24 protein-coding genes are annotated in these 21,807 nt (G+C 68.5%); 14 read left to right on the top strand and 10 right to left on the bottom strand.

Going from position 1 to position 21,807, the window contains the following annotated elements; all coding sequences use genetic code 11:
- Positions 1 to 58 precede the first annotated feature (58 nt).
- From cobG to A9X04_RS17835, 3 genes are read left to right on the top strand one after another with little or no spacing between them, the layout of a single operon-like run.
- The gene (gene cobG / locus A9X04_RS17845) at positions 59 to 1,180 is read left to right on the top strand and encodes a precorrin-3B synthase (RefSeq protein WP_067923226.1); all 1,122 of its coding nucleotides are present in this window, start codon (positions 59 to 61) and stop codon (positions 1,178 to 1,180) included.
- Positions 1,181 to 1,184: 4 nt separating this feature from the next.
- Complete coding sequence (locus A9X04_RS17840) at positions 1,185 to 1,811, top strand: precorrin-8X methylmutase (protein ID WP_067923185.1); 627 nt, start codon at positions 1,185 to 1,187, stop codon at positions 1,809 to 1,811.
- A complete protein-coding gene (locus A9X04_RS17835; RefSeq protein ID WP_067923182.1) occupies positions 1,808 to 3,286 on the top strand; it encodes a precorrin-2 C(20)-methyltransferase in 1,479 nt (492 codons plus the stop codon). Before A9X04_RS17840 ends, A9X04_RS17835 begins: the two co-directional genes overlap by 4 nt.
- Positions 3,287 to 3,290: 4 nt before the next feature.
- On the opposite strand, the gene A9X04_RS17830 is transcribed toward A9X04_RS17835, so the two are convergent.
- The 3 genes from A9X04_RS17830 to A9X04_RS17820 are packed head-to-tail and all read right to left on the bottom strand — an operon-like array spanning position 3,291 to position 7,363.
- Positions 3,291 to 3,917: a flavodoxin family protein gene (locus A9X04_RS17830; protein ID WP_067923179.1), complete on the bottom strand. Its 627-nt coding sequence runs from the start codon at positions 3,915 to 3,917 to the stop codon at positions 3,291 to 3,293.
- Positions 3,918 to 3,956: 39 nt separating this feature from the next.
- The gene (locus tag A9X04_RS17825) at positions 3,957 to 6,935 is read right to left on the bottom strand and encodes an RND family transporter (protein ID WP_231985755.1); all 2,979 of its coding nucleotides are present in this window, start codon (positions 6,933 to 6,935) and stop codon (positions 3,957 to 3,959) included.
- The gene (locus A9X04_RS17820) at positions 6,932 to 7,363 is read right to left on the bottom strand and encodes an MmpS family transport accessory protein (protein WP_067923176.1); all 432 of its coding nucleotides are present in this window, start codon (positions 7,361 to 7,363) and stop codon (positions 6,932 to 6,934) included. Before A9X04_RS17820 ends, A9X04_RS17825 begins: the two co-directional genes overlap by 4 nt.
- A gap of 234 nt (positions 7,364 to 7,597) precedes the next feature.
- On the opposite strand from A9X04_RS17820, the gene A9X04_RS17815 reads away from it, so the two are divergent.
- The 4 genes from A9X04_RS17815 (at position 7,598) to A9X04_RS17800 (ending at position 9,791) form a co-directional block, all read left to right on the top strand.
- Positions 7,598 to 7,918, top strand: a complete 321-nt coding sequence (locus A9X04_RS17815; protein ID WP_067923173.1) for a metal-sensitive transcriptional regulator — start codon at positions 7,598 to 7,600, stop codon at positions 7,916 to 7,918.
- A 30-nt stretch (positions 7,919 to 7,948) separates the two neighbouring features.
- Entirely contained in the window at positions 7,949 to 8,563 is a 615-nt protein-coding gene (locus A9X04_RS17810; protein ID WP_067923170.1) for a DsbA family protein, read from the top strand.
- Positions 8,564 to 8,603: 40 nt separating this feature from the next.
- Entirely contained in the window at positions 8,604 to 9,023 is a 420-nt protein-coding gene (locus A9X04_RS17805; protein WP_067923167.1) for a DUF302 domain-containing protein, read from the top strand.
- A 99-nt stretch (positions 9,024 to 9,122) separates the two neighbouring features.
- Positions 9,123 to 9,791, top strand: a complete 669-nt coding sequence (locus A9X04_RS17800; RefSeq protein WP_067923163.1) for a GAP family protein — start codon at positions 9,123 to 9,125, stop codon at positions 9,789 to 9,791.
- 34 nt (positions 9,792 to 9,825) lie between these two features.
- Here A9X04_RS17800 and A9X04_RS30975 read toward each other — a convergent pair whose 3' ends face one another.
- Positions 9,826 to 9,999 (bottom strand): hypothetical protein, encoded by a 174-nt coding sequence (locus A9X04_RS30975; protein WP_197509207.1) that lies wholly within the window; start codon positions 9,997 to 9,999, stop codon positions 9,826 to 9,828.
- Between the two features lie 262 nt (positions 10,000 to 10,261).
- On the opposite strand from A9X04_RS30975, the gene A9X04_RS17795 reads away from it, so the two are divergent.
- Positions 10,262 to 10,717, top strand: a complete 456-nt coding sequence (locus tag A9X04_RS17795; RefSeq protein WP_067923160.1) for a MaoC family dehydratase — start codon at positions 10,262 to 10,264, stop codon at positions 10,715 to 10,717.
- A gap of 90 nt (positions 10,718 to 10,807) precedes the next feature.
- Here the strand turns inward: A9X04_RS17795 and A9X04_RS17790 are convergent, their stop codons facing one another.
- The 3 genes from A9X04_RS17790 to A9X04_RS17780 all read right to left on the bottom strand — a co-directional run bounded on the left by A9X04_RS17790 (position 10,808) and on the right by A9X04_RS17780 (position 14,229).
- Positions 10,808 to 12,112 (bottom strand): acyl-CoA dehydrogenase family protein, encoded by a 1,305-nt coding sequence (locus tag A9X04_RS17790; protein WP_067923223.1) that lies wholly within the window; start codon positions 12,110 to 12,112, stop codon positions 10,808 to 10,810.
- Between the two features lie 82 nt (positions 12,113 to 12,194).
- Complete coding sequence (locus A9X04_RS17785) at positions 12,195 to 12,893, bottom strand: GAF and ANTAR domain-containing protein (protein ID WP_067923157.1); 699 nt, start codon at positions 12,891 to 12,893, stop codon at positions 12,195 to 12,197.
- 238 nt (positions 12,894 to 13,131) lie between these two features.
- Entirely contained in the window at positions 13,132 to 14,229 is a 1,098-nt protein-coding gene (locus A9X04_RS17780; RefSeq protein WP_067923155.1) for a F420-dependent hydroxymycolic acid dehydrogenase, read from the bottom strand.
- 73 nt (positions 14,230 to 14,302) lie between these two features.
- Here A9X04_RS17780 and A9X04_RS17775 point away from each other — a divergent pair, with 73 nt between their 5' ends.
- Together A9X04_RS17775 and A9X04_RS17770 are read left to right on the top strand one after the other, a co-directional pair.
- Positions 14,303 to 14,908: a GNAT family N-acetyltransferase gene (locus tag A9X04_RS17775; protein WP_067923152.1), complete on the top strand. Its 606-nt coding sequence runs from the start codon at positions 14,303 to 14,305 to the stop codon at positions 14,906 to 14,908.
- A 47-nt stretch (positions 14,909 to 14,955) separates the two neighbouring features.
- Positions 14,956 to 15,351: a hypothetical protein gene (locus A9X04_RS17770; protein WP_067923149.1), complete on the top strand. Its 396-nt coding sequence runs from the start codon at positions 14,956 to 14,958 to the stop codon at positions 15,349 to 15,351.
- A gap of 55 nt (positions 15,352 to 15,406) precedes the next feature.
- Here A9X04_RS17770 and A9X04_RS17765 read toward each other — a convergent pair whose 3' ends face one another.
- Positions 15,407 to 16,054 (bottom strand): TetR family transcriptional regulator, encoded by a 648-nt coding sequence (locus A9X04_RS17765; RefSeq protein ID WP_197509211.1) that lies wholly within the window; start codon positions 16,052 to 16,054, stop codon positions 15,407 to 15,409.
- A gap of 97 nt (positions 16,055 to 16,151) precedes the next feature.
- Between A9X04_RS17765 and A9X04_RS17760 the strand changes: the two genes are divergently transcribed.
- The 4 genes from A9X04_RS17760 (at position 16,152) to A9X04_RS17745 (ending at position 20,049) form a co-directional block, all read left to right on the top strand.
- Positions 16,152 to 17,246, top strand: a complete 1,095-nt coding sequence (locus A9X04_RS17760) for a ferredoxin reductase (protein WP_067923143.1) — start codon at positions 16,152 to 16,154, stop codon at positions 17,244 to 17,246.
- A gap of 82 nt (positions 17,247 to 17,328) precedes the next feature.
- Complete coding sequence (locus A9X04_RS17755) at positions 17,329 to 18,435, top strand: acyl-CoA desaturase (protein WP_067923140.1); 1,107 nt, start codon at positions 17,329 to 17,331, stop codon at positions 18,433 to 18,435.
- Between the two features lie 46 nt (positions 18,436 to 18,481).
- On the top strand, positions 18,482 to 19,006 hold the full coding sequence (locus A9X04_RS17750) for an SRPBCC family protein (RefSeq protein WP_197509206.1): 525 nt from the start codon (positions 18,482 to 18,484) through the stop codon (positions 19,004 to 19,006).
- Entirely contained in the window at positions 19,006 to 20,049 is a 1,044-nt protein-coding gene (locus tag A9X04_RS17745) for an LLM class flavin-dependent oxidoreductase (RefSeq protein ID WP_067923137.1), read from the top strand. The genes A9X04_RS17750 and A9X04_RS17745 overlap by 1 nt, the downstream gene beginning before the upstream one ends.
- Positions 20,050 to 20,115: 66 nt before the next feature.
- Here the strand turns inward: A9X04_RS17745 and A9X04_RS17740 are convergent, their stop codons facing one another.
- Positions 20,116 to 21,228, bottom strand: a complete 1,113-nt coding sequence (locus A9X04_RS17740) for a DUF1214 domain-containing protein (protein WP_067923134.1) — start codon at positions 21,226 to 21,228, stop codon at positions 20,116 to 20,118.
- The gene (locus A9X04_RS17735; RefSeq protein WP_067923131.1) at positions 21,225 to 21,800 is read right to left on the bottom strand and encodes a TetR/AcrR family transcriptional regulator; all 576 of its coding nucleotides are present in this window, start codon (positions 21,798 to 21,800) and stop codon (positions 21,225 to 21,227) included. The genes A9X04_RS17740 and A9X04_RS17735 overlap by 4 nt, the downstream gene beginning before the upstream one ends.
- Positions 21,801 to 21,807: the final 7 nt, after the last annotated feature.

Raw genomic sequence — 21,807 nt, 5'->3', positions numbered from 1 at the left:
CTAGCGTAGTCGGCTACTCAACTGTCGCGGCCGGCCCCAGCGGTCGTACCGTGTGGTGGTGGCCCGAGACCGCGACGCCGACGCCTGCCCGGGTGCGCTGCAGGTGCACCAGGCCGCCGACGGCGTGCTCGTGCGGGTCCGGCTGCCGGGCGGCAGCATCTCCCCCGACCAGCTGGCGACCCTGGCCGGCGTCGCGAGCGGGTTCGGCTCGGGCACGCTCGAGCTGACGGCACGGGGCAACGTGCAGTTGCGCGGCATCACCGATGTCACGGCGGTCGCCGAGGCGATCGCGGGCGCCGGGTTGTTGCCGTCACCGACGCATGAACGGGTCCGCAACATCGTGGCGTCTCCCCTGTCCGGCCGGGTCGGCGGGGTCGCCGACGTGCGCGGGTGGGTGCGCGAGCTCGACGCGGCGATTTGCGCCGAGCCGCGGCTCGCGGAGCTGGGGGGCCGCTTCTGGTTCGCCGTCGACGACGGCCGCGCCGACGTATCCGGGCTGGGCGCCGACGTCGGCGTGCATGCGCTGGACGACGGCGTCGCGCTGCTGGTGACGGGCCGGGACGCCGGCGTCCGGCTGGCCGTCGGCGACGTTGCCCAAGCACTGGTCGCGCTGGCCGTGCGGTTCGTCGAGATCCGCGGAAAGGCTTGGCGCGTCAGCGAATTGGCCGACTCTGCCGAACTGCTGCCCGAGGCCGACATGAGCACCGCACCGTTCCCGCCCGTCACGAAGGGACCGGTGGGCTGGATCAACCAGCACGACGGCCGGGTGACGCTGGGCGCGGCGGTGCCACTGGGCGTGCTGCCCGCGCGGGTCGCGGAGTTCCTGGCCGCGATCGGGGCTCCCCTGGTGGTCACGCCGTGGCGGTCGGTGCTGGTGTGCGATCTGGGCGAAGAGGTGGCGGACACCGCCCTGCGGGTGCTGGCGCCGTTGGGGCTGGTCTTCGACGAGAACTCGCCCTGGCTGGGTGTCAGCGCCTGCACCGGCAGCCCGGGGTGCGCGCACTCGGCGGCCAACGTGCGGGCGGATGCCGCGCTGTCGCTGCAGGCGGGGCATGCGGATGCCGGTGTGCACCGTCATTTCGTCGGCTGCGAGCGCGCCTGCGGCAGCCCGCCGGCCGGCCAGGTTCTGGTCGCCGACGGACGGGGATATCGGCTGCTCCGCGACCAGCCCTTAGGGTGAGCGGGTGCTCGACTACATCCGCGACGCGGCCGAGATCTACCGGCAGTCGTTCGCGGCCATCCGCGCCGAAGCCGACCTGTCGAGATTTCCGGCCGACGTCGCGCGGGTGGTGGTCCGGTTGATCCACACCTGCGGGCAGGTCGACGTCGCCGACCACGTCGCCTACACCGACGACGTCGTCGCGCGGACCGGCGCCGCGTTGCGCGGCGGCGCCCCGGTGCTGTGCGATTCCTCGATGGTGGCGGCCGGGATCACCGCCGCCCGGCTTCCGGCCGCCAACCAGGTCGTCTCGCTGGTGGCCGATCCGCGCGCGACCGAGCTGGCCGCGCGCCGGCACACCACCCGTTCTGCGGCCGGCGTGGAGCTGTGGGCCGACAAGCTGCCGGGCGCGGTCGTGGCGATCGGCAACGCCCCCACCGCGCTGTTCCGGTTGCTGGAGCTGATCGACGAGGACGTTTCCCCGCCGGCGGCGGTGCTCGGCGGGCCGGTCGGGTTCGTCGGGTCCGCGCAGTCCAAGCAGGAACTGATCGACCGCCCGCGCGGGATGTCCTATCTGGTGGTGCGTGGCCGCCGCGGCGGCAGCGCGATGGCCGCGGCCGCGGTCAACGCGATCGCGAGCGACGCCGAATGAGCGCGCGGGGCACCCTATGGGGCGTCGGGTTGGGGCCCGGCGACCCCGAGTTGGTGACGGTCAAGGCCGCCCGGCTGATCGGCGAGGCCGACGTGGTCGCCTACCACAGCGCCCGGCACGGCCGCAGCATCGCCCGGGGGATCGCCGAACCGTACCTGCGGCCCGGCCAGATCGAGGAGCACCTGGTCTATCCGGTGACCACCGAGGCGACCGACCATCCCCGCGGCTACGCGGGCGCGCTGGAAGACTTCTACGCCGAGGCGACGCGGCGCATCGCCGCGCACCTCGACGCCGGCCGCGACGTGGTGCTGCTGGCCGAGGGCGATCCGCTGTTCTACAGCTCCTACATGCACCTGCACACCCGGCTGACGGAGCGGTTCGACGCGGTCATCGTCCCGGGCGTCACGTCAGTGAGCGCCGCGTCGGCGGCCATCGCCACGCCGCTGGTGGCCGGCGACGAGGTGCTGTCGGTGCTGCCGGGCACCCTGCCGGTGGCCGAGCTGACCCGCCGGCTCGCCGACGCCGACGCCGCCGTCGTGCTCAAGCTGGGCCGCTCCTATCCGGCTGTGCGCGAAGCGCTTTCGGCGACCGGGCAGCTTGACGACGCGTTCTACGTCGAACGGGCCAGCACGCCCGGGCAGCGGATACTGCCCGCCGCGGACGTCGATGAGACCGGGGTGCCGTACTTTTCGCTGGCCATGCTGCCCGGTGGGCGCCGCGGACGGCGGCCTGGGCGGGCGGGCACCGTCGCCGTCGTCGGCCTGGGGCCCGGCGACAACGACTGGATGACGCCGCAGAGCCGCCGGGAGCTGGCCGCCGCGACCGACCTGATCGGCTACGCCGGTTACCTGGATCGCGTCCCGGTCCGTGAGGGGCAACGGCGCCACCCCAGTGACAACACCGACGAACCCGCGCGTGCGCGGCTAGCATGCGCGCTGGCCGAGGAGGGCTGCGCCGTCGCGGTGGTGTCGTCGGGTGATCCGGGGGTGTTCGCGATGGCGACCGCGGTGCTGGAGGAAGCCAAACAGTGGCCGGGAGTGCGGGTCCGGGTGGTTCCGGCGATGACGGCCGCCCAGGCCGTCGCCAGCCGGGTCGGCGCGCCGCTGGGCCATGACTACGCGGTGATCTCGCTGTCCGACCGGCTCAAGCCGTGGGACATCATCGCGGAGCGGCTGGCCGCCGCGGCCTCCGCCGATCTGGTGCTGGCCATCTACAACCCGGCATCCAAGGCCCGGACGTGGCAGGTCGGCGCGATGCGCGACGTCCTGATGGCCCACCGCGAGCCCGGTACGCCGGTGGTGATCGGCCGCGACGTGTCCGGGCCCGACGAAGACGTCCGCGTGGTGCGGCTGGCCGATCTCAACCCCGCCGAGGTCGACATGCGCTGCCTGCTGATCGTCGGCTCGTCGCAAACCCAGTGGTACTCCGACGATCTCGGTGACCGGGTGTTCACCCCTCGGCGCTACCCGAGGTGACCTCCTACTCGTACGGCGGATAGGGGCTGTGCCGTAGCGCAGCAGCGAGGTGCACAGCGTTGCGGGCCGCGGATTCGGTGGTGGTCGCGACCACTTCCGGCACGTCGTCGAGGTCGCTGAAATCGCCGCCCTGCATCGCCTCACCGTTCCAGTACGTGCAGCCCTGCGCCGGAATGGAGAATCCGATGTCGTTGAGGGCTTGGAAAAGATCGGCCACGATCTTGTGCGCACCGTCCTCGTTGCCCACGACCGCGGCCAGCGCGACCTTGCCGACCATCTTGGGCCGGCCGGCGTCGTCCTTATCGGAGATCTCGGCATCCAGTCGCTCCAGGACGCGCTGGGCGACGCTGGACATGTGACCCACCCACGTCGGTGTGGACACCACGACGATGTCTGAGCCCCGGACCTTTTCGAGCAGCTGCGGCCACTCGTCACCCGCCCCCATGTCCGATTCCGTTCCGGGCAGCAGGTTCAAGTCGACACAGCGGACCTTCTCGCCATCGGCGCCGGCTTGGCGCAGTTGCTCGAGCACCCAGTCGGCCATCAGCTCGCTACTCGAGGTCGCGGGACTCTTCTTCAACGTGCAGATCAACGCGACGGCGCGCAGCCGTTGTTGTGTTGCCGTAGTCATGGTGGCCCACGTACCCGCGCGTCGCGTCGGCAAACGGTTTCAGGCCGGTTGCGTCGGGTCTGCGGCGCCTGAATATGTCGGAGCGTTTCCGTGGGGCGGCCGCGCGCCGGTCTGGCCATCACCGGGCGCTGTGTTGAGCCTGGCGGTATCGGCCTCCTCGCCCAGCAAGAGGGAGCGAACCAGCCGACGCGGTCCGAACGGCCGAAGCATGGAGCTGGCCGGGCGCGGCCGCACCCGTATCGGCCACCAGAACCAGCGACCCAGCAGCGCCGCGATCGACGGCGTCATCAGGGAGCGCACGACCAGGGTGTCGAACAGCAGGCCGAGGCCGATTGTGCTGCCGGCCTGGCCGATAGAGCGCAGGTCACTCGCGACCATCGACATCATGGTGAAGGCGAACACCAGCCCCGCGGCCGTCACGACACTGCCGGTCTCCCCCATCGAGCGGATGATGCCCGTTCGCAGCCCCGCGCCGATCTCCTCCTGGAACCGTGACACCAGCAGCAGGTTGTAGTCGGACCCCACGGCCAGCAGGATGATCAACCCGAACACCGGCGCGATCCAGTTCAAATCCAGGCCGAAAAGGTGCTGCCACACCAACACCGACAATCCGAAGGCGGCGCCCAGCGACAGCAGCACCGTCCCGACGATCACCACGGAAGCGACCAGCGCGCGTGTGATGATCACCATGACGGCGAATATCAGTGTCAGGGCGGCGATCCCGACAATCAGCAGGTCGTATTGGGAGCCGGCCTGGATGTCGCGGTAGATCGCCGCCGTCCCGGTGAGGTAGAACTTGGCGCCGGTGAGCGTCGTTCCCTTCACCGCTTGATGCGCGGCATCCAGCGACGGCTTGACCGCGGCAATGCCCGCTGGAGTCGCCGGGTCCGCGTCGTGGGTGATGATGAAGCGCGCGGCCTTGCCGTCCGGTGAGAGGAACAGTTTCAGACCCCGCTGAAAGTCGGGATTCTGGAACGCCTCCGGGGGCAGGTAGAAGTAGTCACCACTCCTGGAGGCGTCGAAGGCCTGACCCATCGCGCTCGCCGTATCGGTCATCTGCGCCATTTGCGTGACCAGGCCCGAGAAGCTGCTGTGCATCGTGAGCAGGGTGCCCTGCATGGACTTCGCGACGGCGATGATCGGCGGGAACTCGGCGACCATCTGGGGCATGATCGCGTCGACGTTGTTCATGTCCTTGATCAGCGTGCGCATGTTCTCGCTGAACTTGTCCACGCCGTCGATCGCCTCGAACACCGAGCGCGAAGCCCAACAGACCGGGATGTTGAAACAGTGTGGCTCCCAATACAAGTAGCTGCGGAACGGCCTCGCGAAATCGTCGAAGTCCGCCAAGTAGTCCCGCATCTCGTTCAGGGTGGATTGCATGTCGCCCATGTCGCCGACCATGCGATGAGTCGTATTGCTCATCTGACCCAACAAGCCCTGCATCCGCTCCATCGAGCCGATCATGGCGCCCAGATCGTCGCTCATCTTGAGCATGTCCGCGGTGCGGTCCTTCATGAACTGAAGGTTCTGCTGGATGGGAATCGACTGGGCGCTGATCTGGAACGGTATCGACGTGTGCTCGATCGGGCCGCCCAGCGGCCGGGTGATGCTTTGCACCATCGCGATTCCCGGCGACCGGAAGATGTCCTTGGCGAGCCGGTCGAGAATGATCATGTCGCCGCTGTTGCGCATGTCGTGATCGCTCTCGATCATCAGGATGTCGGGATTCATTGTTGCGGCGCTGAAATGGCGCTCCGCGGCCGCGTATCCGACATTCGACGGCACGTTGGCGGGTGTGTAGTAGCGGTCGTTGAAGCTGATCTTCATGCTGGGCATGATGAGGATGCCGACGATCGCGATGGCCAGCGAGGCCGCGAACACCGGGCCGGGCCAGCGCACGGTGGCGGTGCCGATGCGCCGCCACCCGCGCGTCTTGATCATCCGCCTCGGGTCGAGCAAACCGAACCGGGTGGCCACCGCGACCACCGCCGGCGCCGCTGTCATCGCCCCCGCGACGACGACGAGCAGCCCCAGGGCGGACGGGATGCCGAGCGCCTTGAAATACGACAGCCGCGCCAGGTGCAGACAGAGGGTGGCTCCGGCAATGGTCAAACCCGAGCCCAAGATGATGTGCGAGGTCCCGCGAAACATGGTGTACCAGGCGGTTTCTCGATCCTGACCCGCCTGGCGGGCCTCCTGGTAGCGACCGATGAGAAAGATCGCGTAATCGGTTCCCGCCGCGATGGCCAGGGACGACAGCATGGCGACGACGAACGTGGAAAATCCCAACAATTCGTTGTTGCCGAGCAGCGCGACAAGCCCCCTGGCCGTGCCCATCTCGAAGCCGACCATGACCAGAACCAGCAGCACGGTGCTGACGGACCGATAGGCGATGAACAGCATGATCATGATGACGACGCCCGTGACGCCCATCATCTTGAACATGCTCTTGTCGGCGGCCTCGTTCATGTCCGTCGTCAGCGGTGCCGGGCCGGTCACGTAGACCTTCAGCCCGCGGGGCGGATCCGACTTGTCGACGATCTTGCGCACCGCATCGACGGATTCATTGCCCAAGGTGCTGCCCTGGTTGCCGGCCAGGTTGAGCTGGACGTAGGCGGCTTTACCGTCCTTGCTCTGGACGCCGGCGGCGGTGAGCGGGTCCCCCCACACATTCTGGACGTGCTGCACGTGCTTGGGATCCGCCTGCAACTTGCTCACCAGGCCGTCGTAATAGCGGTGCGCCTCGTCGCCGAGTTGCTTATCGCTCTCGAGGACGATCATCGCGATGCTGTCGGAATCCGACTCGTGGAAGGTCGCGCCCATCCGTTTGGCGGCGATCATCGCCGGCGCATCCTGCGGCGACATGGTCACCGCGTGCTTGCGTGCGACCGACTCGATCGGCGGCACAAGGACATTCAGGGCAACGGTGAGGAGCAGCCAGCCGATGATGATCGGCCACGCGAAGGTGCGGACGAACCGCATGAATCTCGGACGTGCCTCGGTGTCGGTGTTCATGCGGCCTTCACCAGACAGGAAATTTGGGCGTGGCGCCCGGCCGAGGACTGCTCGTCCTTGACCACGCCGTTGACGGTGATGCGGCACCCGAGTTTGTCGCTATCGCCCTGCGCCACCACGTTGGCGATCACGGCGGGCACCGTCGTGGTGATCGTGAAGCTCCAGGGGAGGTTGGTGAAGTTGGCCTGTGCCGGCTGTGCGTTCTTGTCCAAGTAGCTCACGCTTCCCGTCGTGTCGCTGGGCCCGTAGATCTCGTATGTCACCTGCTTGATGTGCGAGGGCTCGAGGGGCGCGGCGCTGCTGCCGGTCGCGGTGAAGATCTCTTCGGAGCCGAAGACGCCGCGGAGCCGATCAACGGCCACGCCGCCGAGGGCAACCGCCACCACGACGACGAGCGGTACCCAAGCCCGTCTCAGAAACGTGGACACTGACGTTTCCTCTCCCTCGTGACCTGGTCTCCCGGTATGGAGTGTCTGCCCGCGTCACCGCAGCCAATAGGGCCGTTCGGCCCGCAGTTGAGGGTCGGCAGGCACAGGCCCCACGCCAACGCGTGACCGGATGCCCGCGAATCTCCGCTTCACCCGCGGCTCCATTAGTATCATACCCCCAGGGGTATCGCCAATCGTGATGTGATGCCCCCAGGGGTATGGTATGAAGAAGTCATGAAAGAAGAAGTTCGCGTCGGTTCGCCGCTTACGGCCGACGCCGCGGGGCACGACCCCGCCGACATGGATGCCGTCCTCGCCCGTTTACGCCGCGCCCACGGCCAGCTCGGCGGCGTCATCGCGATGATCGAGCAGGGCCGCAGCTGCAAGGATGTCGTCACTCAGTTGGCCGCGGTGTCGCGGGCGCTGGATCGCGCCGGATTCAAGATCATCGCCTCCGGTCTGCGCGACTGCATCACCCGGCCGGAGGGTAGTCCCACTGACAGGCCCGGCCTATCGATCGACGAGCTGGAAAAACTGTTCCTGAGCCTGGCCTGACGACCGGCCTCTCTGAAAAGGGGATGAGCAATGGACCCCGCCGACAAGGGTCGAGCTGGATCGAAAGTCACGCTGTGGCTGGACCCGGTGTGTCCGTTTTCGTGGAACACCGCGCGTTGGCTCCGCACCGTCGCCGAGAAGGCCGGCGTGTCGGTGGATTGGCAGCTGATGAGCCTGGCGGTGCTCAACGAGGGGCGCGAACTCCCGCCCCCACAGCAGGCGCGCATGCGCGACTCCCGGAAGGTCGGCCGGTTGATGGCCACCGTGGCGCGGGAAAAGGGCGCTGCCGGGTGGGCCGCCGCGTACTTCGCCTTCGGTGAGCGATACATCGACCGCTCGGAGCCCCTCGACGACAACCTCGTCACGCACGTCTTGACCGCGGCGGGGGTGCGCGACACCACCCCCGGGGCGATCTCGGACGAATCGCTGGACGAGCTGGTGCGGCGAGGGCACCAGGCGGCACAGAATGCGCTCGGCGAAACCGGCGGCAGTCCGATCCTGCAGATCGACGGGCATGCGTTCTTCGGCCCGGTCCTGACCGCGGTACCCGACGAAGGGGACTCGATCGCAGTGTTCGACGCGGTCGCGACATTGGCCGCCGTTCCCCAGTTCGCCCAACTGCAACGGCCGCGCACCGCGGGCTGACGCGCCCGCGCAACCGAGAAAACCTGAAAGAGGAGGAGAAATGACATCAGGATTGACCGCCACGCTGCACACGTCGTTCGAGGACGCGGTGAATCGGACGACGGAAGCTCTGGCCGAGCAGGGCTTCGGCGTGCTGACCACCATCGACGTCAAGGCCACGCTGAAGAAGAAGCTCGGTGAGGACATGGAGGATTACCTCATCCTCGGTGCCTGCAACCCGGTGTTGGCGCATCGTGCGCTCGGGATTCACCGCCAGATCGGCCAGTTACTGCCATGCAACGTCGTGGTGCGAACCGACCCCGACAGCCCGGGCGATGCGGTTCTCGTCGAGGCGATGGATCCCCAGTTGATGGTCAAGGTGACCGGCGAGCAGGGGGCCTTGCAGGACGTCGCGGACCAGGCCACCGCCAAACTGCAGGCCGCGATCGGAGCGCTCAAGCAACCGTCTCCGATGCCCTGACGCCGGTCCTTCGGGGGCGGGCCAGGCCGTGACACCGCGGGCCGCGGGGCTCGGCCGACGTCCCGACGAGGCGCTCGTGGACGTCTGAAAGGCATTGGTGTGTCGGTACTTTCGGGCCTGGTGTTGGCGAAACTGACCGCACCGGGACTCGTGGTGGCGCTTTCACCCATACCCATCGTGGTGTCGTTGGTTCTGCTCGTCCACAACGACCGGCCGTATTCCTCGAGTGTCGCCTACGTGCTGGGCAGGCTGGTGTCGCTGACCGTCCTCGCCGCGGGATTCATGCAGTTCCCGCGACTGCTCGACGACCTGCTGGGGCCCGCGCCGGCATGGGCCGACTGGGTGGTCATCGGGGCCGGCGTGGTGCTGATGTCATTCGGCACCTGGCTGTGGTGGCGACGCGCCCACCCCACGGGCGGCCCAGGGTGGGAAGGCAGTGTGGGCACGATAACGCCGTCGGCCGTTGCCGCGATCGGAATGGTCCCCATGCTGGCCAACCCCAAGGTGCTGGCCGCCAGCGCGGCCGTCGGAACCCAGATCGCCAGCGTGCGAATGACGGCCGTCGGCTCGGTGCTGGCGGTGGCTTACTATGCGGCGCTGGCGAGTTCGACCGTCGCCGCCCCGGTCCTGGCCTACCTCGTCGTCGGGCCACGAATCGACCCCCAGCTGGAGCGGATCAGGCGATGGATGCAGCGCCGGCACCGAGCGCTCGCGGCCGTGGCCGTCGTGTTGGTCGGCTTTGCCGTGGTGCTGTACGGCCTCTCCTGAGACCGTGGATCACTGACCGGGGCTCCGGTGTCAGTCAGCCGCGTTGACTGCGTGCCTCGGCGCCCGTCTCTCCGGTATCGAAAGAATCATCCGAACCGGCCGCCCCGACGTACGAGCCGTCGGCGTCTCCGGCCGCGGCGCGTGAGCGAGACTCGTGAGCCTCCGGTTCGACGTCGGATTCCGTCTTGTGGCCCTTCGGATCTGCCATGTGCTTCCTTTCGATGCGGCTCCCAATCCCTGACGGGTTCCCCAGCCATGCAGTGCCAAACCCGCACGCCACCGTAACGGCCTCCGGCCTGGATCGGTGTGGGTGATGACCGCGGTGGCGACCGTCGGGTACGCGATGTCGGCAAGCTGTTTTCCCCAGCCGCGACTACCCCCGCGGTGCTCGGGCAAACGGGGTGGGCCGGATGGTGGGGCGGCGCGGCAACGGCGCTATGGTTACCACCCGGAGTCAAGGAGGAACGTCAATGCGCACCTTCGAATCAGTGGCCGACCTCGCCGCCGCCACCGGCGAGACGATCGGGCACAGCGACTGGGTGACGATCACCCAGCAAGACGTCAACCTGTTCGCCGACGCGACCGGCGATCACCAGTGGATCCACGTCGACCCCGAACGCGCGGCCGCGGGTCCGTTCGGTGGGACGATCGCCCACGGATTCATGACCCTGGCGCTGCTGCCCCGCCTGCAGCACCAGATCTACACCGTCAACGGCATCAAACTCGCAATCAACTACGGCCTCAACAAGGTTCGCTTTCCCGCGCCCGTACCGGTCGGTTCGAGGGTGCGCGCGCAGACGTCGCTGGTCAGCGTCGACGACGTCGGCAACGGCGCCGTGCAGGCGACCATGTCGACCACCGTCGAGATCGAAGGCTCGGCCAAGCCGGCCTGCGTGGCCGAGAGCATCGTCCGCTACATCACCTGACCCAGGCGGCCGTCGCGAGACTTAAGCCACGGCGATGCATTGCGGCGTGTCGTGTGCGTGGTTTAAGTGTCGCCGAAACGAGCCCCCGGGTCAGAACTCCGCGACGGAATGCTCGAGACGCTCGGCCAGGCGCGCCTGCGCCTCCGCGCGGCGGGTGGGGATGTGCGCGGACGGGAATGGCGTTGTCACGGGCTGGTATTCGCGCAAGGTGCGGCGGGCCACCGTCATCTTGTGCAGTTCGGTGGCGCCGTCGGCTATCCCCAGCGACTCGGCGGCCACCATCATCTTGACGAACGGCATCTCGTCGGAGACGCCGAGCGCGCCGTGCAGGTGCATGGCCCGCTGCACGACGTCGTGCAGCACCTGGGGCATGGCGACCTTGACCGCCGCGATGTCGCGGCGCACCTTCTGGTAGTCGTGGTGCTTGTCGATCAGCCACGCGGTGCGCAGCACCAGCAGCCGGAACTGCTCGATCTGGATCCAGCTGTCGGCGATCTTCTCCTGGGTCATCTGAAAGTCCGACAACCGCCCGTGCCGCGTCTTACGGGAGACGGCGCGCTCGCACATCATGTCAAAAGCGCTGCGCGCCAGGGCGATCGTGCGCATCGCGTGGTGGATACGGCCGCCGCCGAGCCGGGTCTGCGCGATCATGAACGCCTGGCCCTCGCCTCCCAGCACGTGGTCGGCCGGGACGCGGACGTCGGTGTAGCGCACATAGCCGTGACTCGCGCGCTTCGACGATTCGGCTCCCACGCCGACATTGCGGACGATCTCGATGCCCGGCGTCTCGGCGGGAACGATGAACAGCGACATCTTGTCGTAGGTGCGCGACTCGGGATTGGTCACGGCCATCACGATGAAGAACGAGGCGTGCTTGGCGTTGGTGGAGAACCACTTCTCGCCGTTGATCACCCAGTCCCCATTTCCCGAGGCGTCCCGGGTCGCGGCAGTCACGAACTGGCCGGGGTCGGAGCCGCCCTGCGGTTCGGTCATCGAATAGCACGAGGTGATCTCGCCGTCGAGCAGCGGTTGCAGGTAGCGGGCCTTCTGTTCGTCGGTGCCGAACATGGCCAGAATCTCGGCGTTGCCCGAATCCGGCGCCTGGCAGCCGAACACCGACGGCGCCCAGCGGGAACGGCCGAGGATCTCGTTGAGCAGCGCGAGCTTGACCTGGCCGAAGCCCTGGCCGCCGAGCTCGGGGCGCAGGTGCGCGGCCCACAACCCCTGGTCCTTCACCTGCTGCTGCAACGGCCGCAGTATCGCCATCATCTCGGCGTTCTTCTTGTCGTACGGGTCGAGGGCGACCAGATCGAGCGGCTCGAGTTCGTCGACCATGAACTTCTCGACCCAGTCGAGTTTTGCCTGATAGTCCGGATCCGTTTCGAAATCCCACACGGTGGCCACCCGTTCCCCGGCGCAGCGTCGCACCGGCTTCGTCGATGAAGGCCACCCCATCGTAGATGGCGGCAGCGGCGGATCAGCCGTCGCCGCGGGTGTCGATGACGCGCTGGGCGATGTCGACGAGCTTGACCTGACTCTCCTGAGACAGCCGGCGCAGCAGGTCGAACGCGCGCAGTTCGTCGACGCCGTAGCGCTCCATGATGATGCCCTTGGCCTGGCCGATGCGGTCCCGCGTCGACAAGGCCGACTGCAGCTGCTGCCCGTGCCGCCCGGCGATGATCGCCGACGCGGCATGCGCGGCGAAGACCGCCCCGATGGTCTCGGCTTCGGTGTCCCAGGGGTCGGCCCGGAAGCTGAACAGGTTCAGCGCGCCGGCCGTGCGCTCAGCGGTGTACAGCTTGAACGAGAGACTGCTCAGCACACCGCGTTCCACGGCCGCCGGCGCGTATTGGGGCCAGCGTGGTTCGTCGCGGAGGTCGTCGGTGCGCACGATCGTCTGTTTCAGGGCGGCGTCTTGGCAGGGGCCCTCACCGAAGTCGTGCTGCAACTTGTCGAGCTGCGCAACCAAGGTGTCGGTGTCCGCGACCGATTCGAACTCCTCGCCGCCCTTGATCAGCAGCACCCCGGCGATGTCCGCCGCGGGTATCAGCTCCACCGCGGCGGTGGTCACGTCGGCGAGAACGTGGCCCAGCGAACGCGGCGCGGCGATGTCGCGGGCGAGTTCGGCCATGCGCACGGCCAGTTGGTGGGTCGACGTCGGGTCTGCAGACTCCATGAAACCGGATTCTCCACGATCGCCCGGGCGCGTAAGCCTCCGGTGCCGATCATCGGTTGCTGTCGTTGCGAATGCCGGCGGCTGGCCGCCACCGCCGGGACGGATACCCGGGCCCGCGGCCTTGAAACCGGTCGACGGGTCATCGGCCCGCGGCGGTGATGTTCGCCTACGCCCGGCTGTGGTGCCAGATACCTTGCGGCGGTGTGGATATCGGGAACGCGGTATCGCCCGCGGGTGCTCAATGCAACTTCGGCAATACGTTGGTGCGGTAGAACTCGATCGCCGTGAGCGGATTCCCTTGGGGGAAATGGAGAAACGGCACGGCGCCGGCGTCGACGATCGCTTGCACCGCCTTGATGTGCGGCGCGGGGTCGGTGCCGACGGTCCAGTTGGCCAGCACCTTGTCGAGGGGATTGACCTGTGCGGCGCGCTGTATCTCCTCAGGGTTGGGCTGGTCGACCGCGCCGGCGGTGAAGCGCCACAGGCCGGCGGCGGCGCTCGCCTCGGCGTTGTCGCCGACGACCGCGAACAACTCGGCGCGCTTGCCGAGGGCGCCGGGGTCGCGGCCGGCGGCGCGCGCACCCGAGTCGAATGCGGTCAGCAGCGTGGGATTCGTGACATCCCGGGCCTGCCCGATCCATCCGTCACCGTATTGGCCCGCCATTGTGGCACTCTTGGGGCCGCTGGCCGCCACGAAGATCGGCGGCGGCGCCGAAGGCGTGTCGTAGAGCTTCAACGAATTCGTCTGAAAATAGCGCCCGGCGAACGAGGTTCGTGATCCGCTCCACAACTGGCGGATCAGGGTGATCGCCTCGACCAGCCGGTCGTGGCGCTCGGTGTACTTGCCGAACGCGTTGGTGGTCGCCTGTTCGTTCAGCCGTTCCCCGGTTCCGACCCCCAGGAAGACGCGTCCGGGATACAGAACCTCCAGCGAGGCGAACGCCTGCGCCACGACGGCCGGGTGATACCGGTAGGTGGGGCAGGTGACCCCCGTGCCGAAGGAGATGCGGCTGGTGGCGTTGCCCACCAGCGCCAGGGTCAGCCAAGGGAACATCGAGTGGCCCTCGTTGTCCTGCCACGGCTGGATATGGTCGCTGGCCCAGACATGCGCAAAGCCGGCCTGTTCGGCCGCGTGGGCTTGCGCCACCAGTTGGTCGGTGCGGAACTGCTCATGGGAAAGCACCAGACCGACCGCCTTGGCCGCGGGCGGCGGCGGTGCCGCGGGCGCGGCGTGGTCGGCGCCCGGTCGCCCGCAGCCGGCGGAAAGTCCGGCGGTGCCGAGCACGCCCGCACCCGCGGCCATCCGTCCGAAGTCGCGACGCGAGACGCCGGTCACCGGACTAACGTACCCAACGCCGGGCCGCTCACACCCCTGATGCGGCGGTCGGTCACCCGCTAGCCTGACTCGGGTGAGTCCCCAGACCCGCCCGGCGCGCAAGGCCGATCTCCGTGAGCTGTCACGCACGCTCGGCCGGGCCTTCTACGACGACCCCGTGACCACCTGGCTGCTGCCCGATCCCCGGGCGCGGGCCGCGCACCTGCACCGGTTGTTCGCGACGATGACACGCCATCACCACCTGGGGTGCGGCGGCGTCGAGGTGGCCTGTGACGGCCCGGGCATCGGCGCGGCCGCGCTGTGGGATCCGCCCAACCAGTGGCGGGAGACACGCATGGGTGAACTCGCGATGATCCCGACTTTTCTGCGGGTGTTCGGCCTGCGTTCGGGTAAGGCGCGCGGCCTGCAGGAACTGATGAAGAGCACGCATCCCGAAGAGCCGCACTGGTATCTCGCCGTGATCGGGAGCGACCCCTCGGTCCGCGGGAGGGGCTTCGGTCGGGCGCTGATGCGGTCGCGGCTGGACCGCTGCGACGCCGAGTACTGTCCCGCCTATCTCGAGTCGAGTAAGCCCGAAAACGTGCCGTACTACGAACGTTTCGGTTTCACGGTGACCCGCGAGATCGTCGTGCCCGACGGCGGCCCGACCATGTGGGCGATGTGGCGGACGCCGCGCTAGCGGTCACCGGCGTTTAGCCCCCCAACCCGGCGGGCAACCGTTCCCGCATGAGCGATAACCCGCAAGCCGACGAGCTGGTGGACCCGGCCGACTTCCCCGAGGAGGGCGGACCCGGTGACACCCTGAACGCGAGCGAAGGCACCGACTCCGACGAGGTCCACAACGACGACGGCGACATCGTCGTCGACCCGCCCGAGGGCTGGAGCGAAGCGAACCGGTTCGGCATGACCGCACGGGAAGCGCGCGAGGGTGAGTCCCTGGATGCCCGGCTCGCCGAAGAGGAGCCCGACGTCACCGCCGAAGGTGTGGCGGGCGCGACCCTCGACGGCCCGCCCGGACGCGCGCATCGCGGCCAGATCGACGGGGCACCCGAGGATGGCCAGTCGCTCTACGAGGTCGTCGACGAGAACGGGGCGCCGGACTTCACACAGACCACCGAGTAAGACGACCAGTGTTCGACTGTTCACTCCCGGTGGGGTGCACGGACGCCCGCTAGGGCTAGGGGCTGCTCTTCCAGCCGGCGATGCCGATCGCGATCATCCGCAGCTGCTTGACGGCGATCCGCCGGATGTCTTCCAGCGCCTCGGTGCTCTGCGCGTCCTCGATGGCCTCCGCGATGACGATCATCGCGTTGACGAACAGGGTCGCCAGCACGTTGAGATCCTCGGTGCTCCACTCGTGCAACCGCGGAAAACGCGCCAGGTCGGTCGCCAGCTCGGACGTGATCAACCGGATCTCGGTGCGGATGGCATAGCGCAGCACGCTCAGCCCGCTGTTGCGTTCGCGGGCGATGAATCGCCAATGTTCCCGCCGCTGCGCGACACTGGCCACCAGGATCTCGACGGACGACTCGATCACCCGATTCGGGTCGAGCTTGCCGGCGCGCGCGTCTCGCAGCGTGTCGCGCAGGCTCCGGAACGACTCGTCGATCAGGACCAGCCCAAGGGCCTCCATCGACTCGAAGTGACGGTAGAACGCCGCCGGGACGATGCCGACCTCACGGGTCACCTCACGCAGGCTCAGGCTGGAGAAGCTGCGGTCCTGCAACAGCTTGAGAGCCGCGGCGATGATGGCGCGACGGGTCGCCTCCTTGCGCTCCTCGCGCGACCGGCTTTCGCGCACACGCTCGCGACCAGAACCGCGCACCCGTGAGGTAGGAGTACGGCTGTTCACTATGTGAACCCTACCACAGAGCGGCAGTAAACCCTTGACTGACCGGGTGGTACGGCCCCACGGTGTACATATGTTCACTCAAACCGCTCAGACTCCTGGCCGGGCCCTCGCGCGCACGTTTCGGAAGCGCGTCTTGGGTTCAGACCTTCTCGACCTGCTCACCGGCCCGCACGGCGTCGACCGGTACACCGAGCTGGTGGCGCCGACCTGGACGCTGGGCGAGGCCCGCGCCAGGGTGACCGGCGTCCGTCGCAACGCCGCTCGCAGCGTCACGCTCGTCCTCGCCCCGAACGAGCGCTTCACGTCCGCCTGGACGGTCCAGGCCGGCCAGTACGTCAACCTCACCGTCGAGATCGACGGCCGCCGGCACACCCGCTGCTATTCGCCGGCCAACGCCGAGGGCGCGAGCCGGCTGGAGCTGACGGTCGGCCGGCACGACGGCGGGCTCGTCTCGACCTACCTGTACGAGCACGCCCACCCCGGCATGGTGGTCGGTTTGGCGGGTGTCGGCGGCGACTTCACGCTGCCCAAGGACAGGCCGCGGCGAATCCTCTTCGTTTCCGGCGGAAGCGGCATCACGCCGGTGATGGCGATGCTGCGCACCCTGGTCGCCGAGGGCCACGCGGGCGAGATCGCGTTCGTCCACTACGCCCGCACCGCGGCCGAGGCATGCTACCGCGACGAACTCGCCACGCTGCCCGGCGTCCGGGTGCTACACGGCTACACCCGATCGGGCGGCGGTGACCTTGCCGGCCGGTTCGATGCCGCACATCTGGCCGCCGCGATGCCATCCCCGGACGCGGTGTTCGTCTGCGGGCCGGCGCCTTTGGTCGACGCCGTCCGCAAGCACTGCGACAACGTCCGCACCGAGAGCTTCGTGCCGCCGTCATTCGATGCGCCGGCGGATCCCTCGGGCGGGCGGGTTAGCTTCTCCGACAGCGGCGTCGATGTCGTCGACGACGGACGCTCGCTGCTGGACCAGGCGGAGTCGGCGGGCCTGACACCGGAAAGCGGCTGCCGGATGGGCATCTGCCACACCTGCACCCGACGGAAGACCACCGGAACGGTACGCAACCTGATCACCGGCGCGGTCTCGACCGGTCCCGACGAGGACGTGCAGATCTGTGTGTCGGTCCCCGTCGGCGACGTCGAGCTGTCGCTGTAGTGACAACCCATTCCCGTGGCGATCGTAAGCGCGACGAAGCCGGGCGCAGAGGATCGCCACCCAATTCCTTGGAGGAAAAGCCATGACACAGAACAAGATCACCCTCACCCCCGAGCAGGCCGACGCATTCGGCCGCGAGCTGGACGCCATCAGGGAGCGCGTGATGGCTGACCTGGGCGCGCAGGACGCCGACTACATCCGCCGCGTCATCAAGGCGCAGCGCGCGCTGGAAGTCGGCGGCCGCGCGTTGCTGTTCCTTCCGCCCGCCTGGCTGCTGGGCACGACCATGCTCGGATTGTCGAAGATCCTCGACAACATGGAGATCGGCCACAACATCATGCACGGTCAATACGACTGGATGCGCGACCCGAACATCTCCGGCCGCTCCTTCGAGTGGGACACCGCATGCCCGGCCGATCAGTGGCGCCACTCCCACAACTACATGCACCACACTCACACCAACATCGTGGGAATGGACCGCGACATCGGCTACGGCATCCTGCGGATGAGCGAAGACCAGCCCTGGCAGCCGTACTTCCTGGGTAACCCCGTCTACGCCTTCCTGCTGATGGTGCTGTTTCAGTACGGCGTCGCGCTGCACGAACTGGAGACCGAGCGCATCCGCTCCGGCGAAATCGAGCTCGCCGACAAACGCGAGGTGCTGCGCGCGATCTGGAAGAAGACGCGCCGGCAAACCCTCAAGGACTACGTGGCGTTCCCGTTGCTGGCCGGCCCGTTCGCACCCTTCGTCTTCGCGGGCAATCTCTCGGCGAATCTGATGCGCAACGTGTGGTCGTACATGATCATCTTCTGTGGCCACTTCCCCGACGGCACCCAGGAATTCACCGTCGAGGAGACCAAGGACGAGTCTCGCGGCATGTGGTACTTCCGCCAGGTGCTCGGCTCGGCGAATCTCACCGGCGGCAAGCTCTTTCACCTGCTCTCCGGCAACCTGTCTCACCAGATCGAGCACCACCTGTTCCCGGACATGCCGGCGCGCCGCTACGCCGAGGTCGCGCCCGAGGTGCAAGCGATCTGCGAGCGCTACGGCATCCCCTACAACCGCGGCCCGCTGCTGCGCCAGTTCGGCACCGTCGTCCGCAAGATCGTCCGGCTGACCTTCCCGGACTCGGTGCTGCGCAAGGCGACGAACGACCGATCGGCCGACCCGGCGCCCGCCGCCGCCTGACGGCGGCCCACGTCCCCCACGCCGTGGGTCTTGCGCGCGGGGGACAATGGGCGACGTGGAATGGACCGGCGCGCGCTATGCGGACAAACCGACGGTGGAAGCATCGACGTGGATCGACGCGGACCCCGCCCGCGTGTGGAGCCTGGTTTCCGACATCAAGCTGATGCCGACGCTGAGTAATGAGCTGCAAGCCGTGGAGTGGGCCGAGGGTGCCGACGCCCCGCGCGTGGGCGCCTGCTTCATCGGACACAACGAACACGAGGCCTTCGGGCAATGGAGCTCCAGCTCGCAGATCGTCGCGTGCGACGAGCCCCGCGAATTCGCCTGGGCCGTCGGCGATCCCACCAACCCCGCGGCGATGTGGCGGTTCCGGCTGACCCCCCGCGACGGCGGCACGGCGCTGAGCTACTGGATGCAGATGGGTCCGGGGCGTTCGGGGCTGTCGGTGGCCATCGAATCGATGCCCGACAAGGAGCAGAAGATCGTGTTCGTGCGGATGCGCGAGTTCGAGGCCGCGATGGGCAAGACACTGGCGGCGATCAAGAGGCTGGCCGAGCACGGGGTGCGCTGATGCGCACCGCGACGACGGTCGAGTTGTCCACCGCCGGTCGTGACACCGCGACCTTCGTCGTCGAGGCGGAGAAGCTGGGCCTCGACGTGTGCTGGGTGGCCGAGGCCTGGGGCTCCGACGCGCCGTCGGCGCTGGGCTACCTGGCGGCGCGAACCGAGCGGATCCTGCTCGGGTCGGGCGTTCTGCAAGTCGGCGTTCGTTCGCCCGTCATGGTCGCCCAGACGGCGATCACCCTGTCCAACCTGTCGGGCGGGCGTTTCCTGCTCGGACTGGGCGCCTCCGGCCCGCAGGTGATCGAGGGCCTGCACGGCGTGTCGTTCGGCCGGCCCCTGGCCCGCATCGCCGAGACCGTCGAGATCGTGCGGCAGGTATTCAGCGGGGGGAGAATCTCTTACTCCGGCAAGCAATTTCACATTCCGCTACCCGGTGGTGAGGGCGTGCCGATGCGATTGTCGACCCGGCCCGAGCATCCCATCCCCATCTACCTCGCCGCGCTGTCACCGGCGATGCTGCGGTTGACCGGGCGGGTCGCCGACGGCTGGCTGGGCACCAGCTTCGTCCCCGAGGGCGCGGGCGAAGCCTACTTCTCGCACTTGGACGAGGGCTTAGCCGCCGCCGGCCGCACGCGCGCCGACGTGGACATCTGCCAGGGCGCCGAGGTCGCCTTCGCCGCCGGGGAGGACGAACTGCGCGGGATGGTCGCCGGCCGCAAGAAGGGGTTGGCCTTCAGCCTCGGCGGGATGGGGTCCGCGAGCACGAACTACTACAACCGGGCCTACAGCCGGCAGGGCTGGGCCGACATCGCCGCCGAGGCCCGTGAGCGCTGGCACCGGGGCGATCGCGACGGCGCGGCCGCGCTGATCACCGACGAAATGGTGTTGGCCACGACGCTGATCGGCACCGAGGAGATGGTGCGCGCCCGGCTTGCGGTGTGGCGAGACGCCGGCGTGAACACGGTGCGGCTGTATCCGGCCGGCGACACACTGGAGGCCAAGTTGCGCACCCTGGGCCGGGCCATCGAGCTGGTTTCGGCGGTCGGCTGATCTCGAGTGTGGGGGCTACGGACGGAATCAACGCGGTTCACGTACGTAGGCCACACACTCGGCGGGTTAGGTGGTGGCGGTCGGTGCCTGCGCGGCTTTCATCAGCTTCACCTGGGGCCGCGCCGGCACCCCGTCGGCCAGGAACCACCGGAAGGCGAGGTTCCCGCGCGGGTAGCCCAGCGTGGTCAGCGAATTCGGGTGACCGGTCAGTGCGCGGGACAACACGATGGTCACCGAGCCGTCGCTGTTGACCGTGGCGCTGTGGCCGTTGATCGAGCAGCGGACATCGGGGCCCTCGGCGGCGCCGAAGGTGGCCATGAACTGGTTCCACACCACCAGGTTCCAGAACCGGCAGGCGGGCGGCCGGTGCGTGATCACCAGCGCTTCGTCGTCGTCGAGCACGAAGCTGCCGTACGAGTAGCAGGCGTCGCGCGCCGACCACCCGAAAGTAGCGTCGGGGACTTGGTACGGGTCGGCGAATTCGTTTGCGGCGTGAGCGGTTTCGTGTCCCAGAGCGTGCGTCTCGTCGACGCGCGTCCCGACCGCCAGCGGCACGATCGCGAACATGGTGCGCAACCAGGTCGACACCGCGCGCAGGCCCGCCGCGGTCTCGGCGTCGCCGTGCCGGATGGGGTCCGGCGCCTCGAGCGCCTCGATCCGCCACGTGACGGGGCGCCCGGTCAGCGGGTCGGCCTGGTAGTCGCGGGTCATCAGCACGGCGGCGTCCGGCGTGGGGCCGAGTTCGAAGGAGAAGTTGCCGTCGGCGTCTACGTCCAGATCGCTGTCGCGGACGATCGCGACCACCCGGTCGGACCACGCGCCCGGCGACGGCTCGTTGTAGGCGGTCACCGAAAAGTACACGCTGTCACCCGTGTTGCCGCTGATGCGGTAGCGGCGCTGCGGATCGACGGGGCAGAGGTGGTAGTAGGCGTCGGTGTTGTCGCCGCCCCAGCGCCGGTCACGGCGGAACGGGGTGTTCACGGCGAAGAACTGGGGCCGGCCCGGCTCGGTGAACAGGTAGGCGTCGAAGGCCACGCCGAGCGTGCTGGCGAGCATGCGGTACCCGTCCGCGACGTGCCGCTCGTCGGTGACCGCCCGGTCGCCCTCCATGAAGGACCGGTCCAGGGTGCCGAGGGTGCCCAGCAGCTCCTGCCACGCGGCCGTCGTTTCGTGCGTCATGCGCGGATTCCCTTCAGGAGCAACGTGGTGGTGCGATCGATCCACCCGTCGTCGAGCTCGGTGACGCGGGTGAGCAGGCCCATCAGCGTGATGCCGGCGATGGTCTCGGTCAGTTCGGTGGCGGTCACGTCGGGCCGGACCTCGCCGCGGTCCGCGGCGCGCGCCAGCAACTCGGCCAGGCCGCCGCCGATGACGCCGGCGAACCGCTCCAGCAGCGCCGCATGCAGGGAAGGGTCGGCGGCCATCTCGGCCACCAGCCCCGGCAAGGCCGCCCGGGCGGCTGGCGTCGTCAGGAAAGTCATTGAGCGACGGACCATTTCGCGAAGGTCCTCGGGCAGTGACCCGGTATCGGGCAGCTCGGTGGCGGCGCCGATGGGGAACACCGCCTCGTGGACGAGGTGCGCCTTGCTCGGCCAGCGCCGGTAGATCGCGGGCTTGCTGGTGCCGGCGCGTTCGGCGATCGCGGACACCAGCAGCCCGGCGTAGCCGGTCTCGGCGAGCAGTTCCACGGTGGCGCTCAGCACCGCGCCGTCGATGCGTGGGTCACGGGGCCGGCCAAAGTCCACTACCATTACGAAA

It is taken from the genome of Mycobacterium sp. E3247 (assembly GCF_001667785.1).
Taxonomy (GTDB): domain Bacteria; phylum Actinomycetota; class Actinomycetes; order Mycobacteriales; family Mycobacteriaceae; genus Mycobacterium.
The sequence above is the reverse complement of the archived record's forward strand: the minus strand, read 5'-3'. Positions and strand labels throughout refer to the sequence as shown.

Bases quoted from the DNA above. Each gene is read 5' to 3' on its own strand.
- A9X04_RS17835 (WP_067923182.1), top strand. From the start codon at position 1,808: ATGAGCGCGCGGGGCACCCTATGGGGCGTCGGGTTGGGGCCCGGCGAC.
- A9X04_RS17830 (WP_067923179.1), bottom strand. From the start codon at position 3,917: ATGACTACGGCAACACAACAACGGCTGCGCGCCGTCGCGTTGATCTGC.
- A9X04_RS17825 (WP_231985755.1), bottom strand. From the start codon at position 6,935: ATGAACACCGACACCGAGGCACGTCCGAGATTCATGCGGTTCGTCCGC.
- A9X04_RS17815 (WP_067923173.1), top strand. From the start codon at position 7,598: ATGAAAGAAGAAGTTCGCGTCGGTTCGCCGCTTACGGCCGACGCCGCG.
- A9X04_RS17810 (WP_067923170.1), top strand. From the start codon at position 7,949: ATGGACCCCGCCGACAAGGGTCGAGCTGGATCGAAAGTCACGCTGTGG.
- A9X04_RS17805 (WP_067923167.1), top strand. From the start codon at position 8,604: ATGACATCAGGATTGACCGCCACGCTGCACACGTCGTTCGAGGACGCG.
- A9X04_RS30975 (WP_197509207.1), bottom strand. From the start codon at position 9,999: ATGGCAGATCCGAAGGGCCACAAGACGGAATCCGACGTCGAACCGGAG.
- A9X04_RS17795 (WP_067923160.1), top strand. From the start codon at position 10,262: ATGCGCACCTTCGAATCAGTGGCCGACCTCGCCGCCGCCACCGGCGAG.
- A9X04_RS17785 (WP_067923157.1), bottom strand. From the start codon at position 12,893: ATGGAGTCTGCAGACCCGACGTCGACCCACCAACTGGCCGTGCGCATG.
- A9X04_RS17770 (WP_067923149.1), top strand. From the start codon at position 14,956: ATGAGCGATAACCCGCAAGCCGACGAGCTGGTGGACCCGGCCGACTTC.
- A9X04_RS17760 (WP_067923143.1), top strand. From the start codon at position 16,152: ATGTTCACTCAAACCGCTCAGACTCCTGGCCGGGCCCTCGCGCGCACG.
- A9X04_RS17755 (WP_067923140.1), top strand. From the start codon at position 17,329: ATGACACAGAACAAGATCACCCTCACCCCCGAGCAGGCCGACGCATTC.
- A9X04_RS17750 (WP_197509206.1), top strand. From the start codon at position 18,482: ATGGGCGACGTGGAATGGACCGGCGCGCGCTATGCGGACAAACCGACG.
- A9X04_RS17745 (WP_067923137.1), top strand. From the start codon at position 19,006: ATGCGCACCGCGACGACGGTCGAGTTGTCCACCGCCGGTCGTGACACC.
- A9X04_RS17740 (WP_067923134.1), bottom strand. From the start codon at position 21,228: ATGACGCACGAAACGACGGCCGCGTGGCAGGAGCTGCTGGGCACCCTC.
- A9X04_RS17735 (WP_067923131.1), bottom strand. From the start codon at position 21,800: ATGGTAGTGGACTTTGGCCGGCCCCGTGACCCACGCATCGACGGCGCG.